Source organism: Rhizobacter sp. (genome assembly GCF_035702065.1).
Taxonomy (GTDB): Bacteria; Pseudomonadota; Gammaproteobacteria; order Burkholderiales; family Burkholderiaceae_C; genus Rhizobacter.
The window spans coordinates 1-4,229 of the sequence record NZ_DASSRA010000419.1; the positions used below are offsets into that span (position 1 = coordinate 1).

The following is a 4,229-nucleotide window of genomic DNA, read 5'->3' on the forward strand; positions in this document are numbered from 1 at the left end:
GATCTTCATCTTCGGCGTCACCTTGTCGAACAGCGACGCGCCGGTGAAGAAGCCACCGGCATGGCCCGGCACCGCGAGGCCGCGCCCGTCGACCACCAGTTCGGCGCCTTCGTCGATGCCGGCCGCGATGTAGCCTTCGACGCGCTCATCGGTGCCGGCTACGGCTCGGCCGGCGAACGCTGCATGGCCATCAGCGTGGCGGTGGCGGTGGGTGACGTGGCCGACAAGCTGGTGCCCGCACTGGCCGCACGCGCCAAGACGCTCAAGATCAAGAACGGCATGGAGCTCGACGCCGAGATGGGCCCCATCGTCACGCGCCAGGCGCTGGAGCGCATCGAGGGCTACATCGCCCAGGGCGTGGCCGAAGGCGCGACGCTGGTGGTCGACGGCCGCGGCCACAAGGTTGCGGGCCACGAGCAGGGCTTCTTCACCGGCGGCACCCTGTTCGACCACGTGACGCCCGACATGAAGATCTACCGCGAAGAGATCTTCGGCCCCGTGCTGGCCGTGGTGCGCGTGCCCGACTTCGCCGCCGCCGTGAAGCTCGTCAACGAGCACGAGTTCGGCAACGGCGTCGCCTGCTTCACCAGCGACGGCAACGTGGCGCGCGAGTTCGCGCGGCGCATCCAGGTCGGCATGGTGGGCATCAACGTGCCCATCCCCGTGCCCATGGCCTGGCACGGCTTCGGCGGCTGGAAGAAGAGCCTGTTCGGCGACATGCACGCCTACGGCGAAGAGGGCGTGCGCTTCTACACCAAGCAGAAGAGCGTGATGCAGCGCTGGCCGGCGAGCATCGCCAAGGGTGCCGAGTTCGTGATGCCCACGGCCAAGTAGTTCTCCGGGCCGCTGGGCCAAGCGGGCTGCAGGCACACGCCTTGCCGCAGCTCAGCATGAAGCCTCGACACCTCTCCTTCCTGCTGGCCGCCGCCCTGTCCCTGGCGGCCTGCGGCGACCGCGCCACATTGCCCATCGCAGCCGGCACCGGCCCCACGCCGCAGCTGCCGCCGCCCCACAAGACGCTGCTCCCGACGGTGAACGTCGCGCCCGCCAAAGGCTGGGCCGACGGCGCCAAGCCGGTCACGGCCAGCGGCACGCGCGTGGCAGCCTTTGCCGACAAGCTCGACCACCCGCGCTGGCTCTACGTGCTGCCCAACGGCGACGTGCTGGTCGCCGAGTCGAACGCACCGCCCAAGCCCGAAGGCAGCGACAGCGGTGGCCTGCGCGGCTGGGTGGTGGGCAAGGTGATGGGCAAGGTGATGGCCAAGGCCGGGGCAGGCGTGCCCAGCCCCGACCGCATCGTCCTGCTGCGCGACGCCGATGGCGACGGCGTGGCCGAAGTGCGCAGCATCTTCTTGCAGCAGCTCACATCACCCTTCGGCATGGCGCTGGTGGGCCACGAGCTCTATGTCGCCAACGCCGACGCGCTGGTGAAGTTCCCGTACAAGGAGGGCGACACGCAGATCACCACACCCGCCACCAAGGTGGTCGATCTGCCGGCCGGCATCAACCACCACTGGACCAAGAACGTGATCGCCAGCCCCGATGGCGGCACGCTCTACGTCACGGTGGGCTCCAACAGCAACGTGGCCGAGACGGGCATGGACATCGAGGCCGGCCGTGCCGCCATCTGGGCGGTCGACCCGCGGACCGGCGCGCACCGCCTCTTCGCCGCGGGCCTGCGCAACCCCAACGGCATGGCCTGGAGCCCGTCCGGCGTTCTGTGGACGGTGGTCAACGAGCGCGACGAGATCGGCAGCGACCTGGTGCCCGACTACCTCACCTCGGTGCGCGACGGTGCCTTCTACGGCTGGCCCTACAGCTACTACGGCCAACACGTCGACGAACGCGTGAAGCCCCCGCGGCCCGACCTGGTGGCCAAGGCCGTGGTGCCCGACTACGCGCTCGGGCCGCACACCGCCTCGCTCGGCCTGGCCTGGTCGGGCGGCAACCGCCTTCCCCCGGTCTTTGCGAGCGGCATGTTCATCGGCCAGCACGGCTCCTGGAACCGCAAGCCCCACAGCGGCTACAAGGTGGTCTTCGTGCCCTTCGTCGACAACCAGCCCAGCGGCCAGCCGATCGACGTGCTGACCGGCTTCCTCAGCGACGCGGGCGATGCCTTCGGCCGCCCGGTGGGCGTGGCGATCGACAAGCGCGGCGCGCTGCTGGTGGCCGACGACGTGGGCAACGTGATCTGGCGCGTGGCGAAGCCGTAGCTCAGTCCAGCGCGATCACGGTGTCGCGTTCGCCGGGCAGGCAACCATCGCCGATCAACGACCAGCCGCGGTGGACCACGATGTGCCGGTCGTTGTGGCAGAACTCCACCCGCGTGGCGTCGGGCACGGTGTCGCGCACGAAGGCCTCCATCGACTCCGGCATGCTGACCCGGTAGCGCCCTTGTTCGAGTTCGGCCTCGGGGTGGTCACCGCTGTGCAGGTAGGGCACGAAGAGGCCGGCGAGCATCAGCCAGCGGCTCACCTCGAAGACCGTGGGCACGTAGCCTTGTGCCTGCAGCCACTGCTGCGCCTGCGCGCGCGGGCTGTCGTCGGCTCCCGCAGCGGTCGGTGCACCCCACGCGGCCGACAGCATCTCCATCACCCACTGGTTGCAGTTCTGGTAGCGCTCGCTGAAGGGGTAGGCATTGGCGCTGTAGGTGCCGCCGAGCAGGGCCAGGGCTTGGCGGTTGTCGCGTGCGGTGCGCGCCAGCGTCTCGGCCGCCGCGCCCGGCACGAACACCACCGACACATAGCCGATGCCCGGGTCGTCGGTGCCGAGCAGGAAGCCGGCCACGCCCTGGTCGTAGAGGCGCGGGCGGTGCTCGTCGCAGGCGTAGTAGAGCTGGCGCACGGCCCAGGGGGTGTCGGGGCTGTCGCGCAGGCTGAAGCCGGCGTGCGAGTAACGCTGGCCGAAGCGGTCCAGCGCCAGCCCCGAGCGCGACATCAGCGCGACCGGCTGGCCCTGGCGCTCGAGCTCGTCCTTGATGACGGCGCCCAGGCGCAGCAGCTTGTCCTTCTGCGCCGCGTCGAGCGCGAGTGGGCGGTCGCAGAAGCGCAGGCTGTCGGCGTGCGCTGCCGGGCTGCAAAGCAGCCCGAACAGCAAGGCCGCCGCCGCCCACGGGCGACGGTTCAAAGCGCGACGGCGTTCGACTGCAGCTCGCGCACCCAGGCGTCGTGCAGCACCAGGTAGAAGGGCCGGCCGGTGTCGGCCTGGGCGAACTCGTAGCCGTAGGGGCGCGTGCGGGCCGAGACGATCTGCCCTGCGACCACCGGAGCCTGAGCCAGCGCCGCGGCGGGCAGGTAGAGGTTGAAGCGCTCGGCGTCCGTCCCTTCGGCCACCGGCTGCAGCGTCATGCGCAGCACGCCGGGCCGTTCGGCCACCTCGGCGACTTCGATGACCTTGTAGTCGCCGGCGGCCACCTTGTCTTTCTTGGACGAGCTGTTGCTCGACCCTTCGATCGAGTCGGAGACGCTGCCCGACGAGGCCGACGAGCCTTCGGAAGACGCCGACGAGGCAGACGACGCGGCGTGCGCGGACAAGCCTGCGGCGGCGAGGGCCAGCGCGAGGGCGGCAGAGCGGAAGGGCAAGAGATTCATCAGGGCTCCAGGCGGGAGGAATGCGGTGGTGCGCAGCATAGTGCACCGCCCGGAAAACCCCAGAACCGAGGCGGCGGCCGCTCAGTCGCCCTTGAAGCCGGCGGCCTTCACCACAGCCGCCCAGCGCGGGGCCTCGGCCTTGACCAGCGCCTCGGCCTCGGCGCGCGAGGTGCCGGTGACGGTGAAGCCGGCTTCGATGAGCTTCTGCTTCACCTCGGGTGACTGCACCGCAGCCACGATCTGCTTGTTCAGCACCTCGAGCGCCGCGGCCGGCGTGCCGGTGGGGGCGAACACCGCGAACCAGGCCGAGAAGTCGACCTTGGGCAGGCCGGCTTCGCTGAAGGTGGGCACCTCGGGCAGCAGCGGCGAGCGCGTGGCCGCCGTGGTGGCCAGCGCGCGCATCTTGCCGGCCTTGATCTGCGCCGAGCCGAGCGCGGTGGAGACGAAGGCGCCCTGCACGTCACCCGCCACGATGGCGGTGATGGCGTCGCCGGTGGCGCGGTAGTGGATGGGCTCGACCTTGAAGCCGCCTTGTTCGGCCAGCATCTCGGCGCCGAAGTGGCCCGGCGTGCCGGCGCCGAAGGTGGCGAAGTTGACGCGGTCCTTGCTGGCCTTGGAGGCTTTCACGAAGTCGGCCAC

At 70.5% G+C, this 4,229-nt stretch carries 5 protein-coding genes; 2 read left to right on the top strand and 3 right to left on the bottom strand.

Annotation, left to right across the window (positions count from 1 at the left end; all coding sequences use genetic code 11):
* Window positions 1-834: aldehyde dehydrogenase family protein (locus VFL64_RS18580; RefSeq protein WP_489541868.1), on the top strand; the 834-nt coding region annotated here is incomplete at its 5' end.
* A 56-nt stretch (window positions 835-890) separates the two neighbouring features.
* On the top strand, window positions 891-2,213 hold the full coding sequence (locus VFL64_RS18585; protein ID WP_489541869.1) for a PQQ-dependent sugar dehydrogenase: 1,323 nt from the start codon (window positions 891-893) through the stop codon (window positions 2,211-2,213).
* A gap of 1 nt (window position 2,214) precedes the next feature.
* On the opposite strand, the gene VFL64_RS18590 is transcribed toward VFL64_RS18585, so the two are convergent.
* The 3 genes from VFL64_RS18590 to VFL64_RS18600 all read right to left on the bottom strand — a co-directional run.
* Window positions 2,215-3,126, bottom strand: a complete 912-nt coding sequence (locus tag VFL64_RS18590; RefSeq protein ID WP_489541870.1) for a DUF2145 domain-containing protein — start codon at window positions 3,124-3,126, stop codon at window positions 2,215-2,217.
* Window positions 3,123-3,590 carry a hypothetical protein gene (locus VFL64_RS18595; RefSeq protein WP_489541871.1) on the bottom strand — a complete coding sequence of 156 codons (468 nt, stop codon included), beginning with the start codon at window positions 3,588-3,590 and terminating at the stop codon, window positions 3,123-3,125. Before VFL64_RS18595 ends, VFL64_RS18590 begins: the two co-directional genes overlap by 4 nt.
* 81 nt (window positions 3,591-3,671) lie before the next feature.
* On the bottom strand, window positions 3,672-4,229 hold a 558-nt coding region (locus tag VFL64_RS18600), incomplete at its 5' end, for a Bug family tripartite tricarboxylate transporter substrate binding protein (protein ID WP_489541872.1).

What these genes read in the sequence shown, in the direction of transcription:
- VFL64_RS18585 (WP_489541869.1), top strand. Translation starts at nt 891, where the DNA reads ATGAAGCCTCGACACCTCTCCTTCCTGCTGGCCGCCGCCCTGTCCCTG.
- VFL64_RS18595 (WP_489541871.1), bottom strand. Translation starts at nt 3,590, where the DNA reads ATGAATCTCTTGCCCTTCCGCTCTGCCGCCCTCGCGCTGGCCCTCGCC.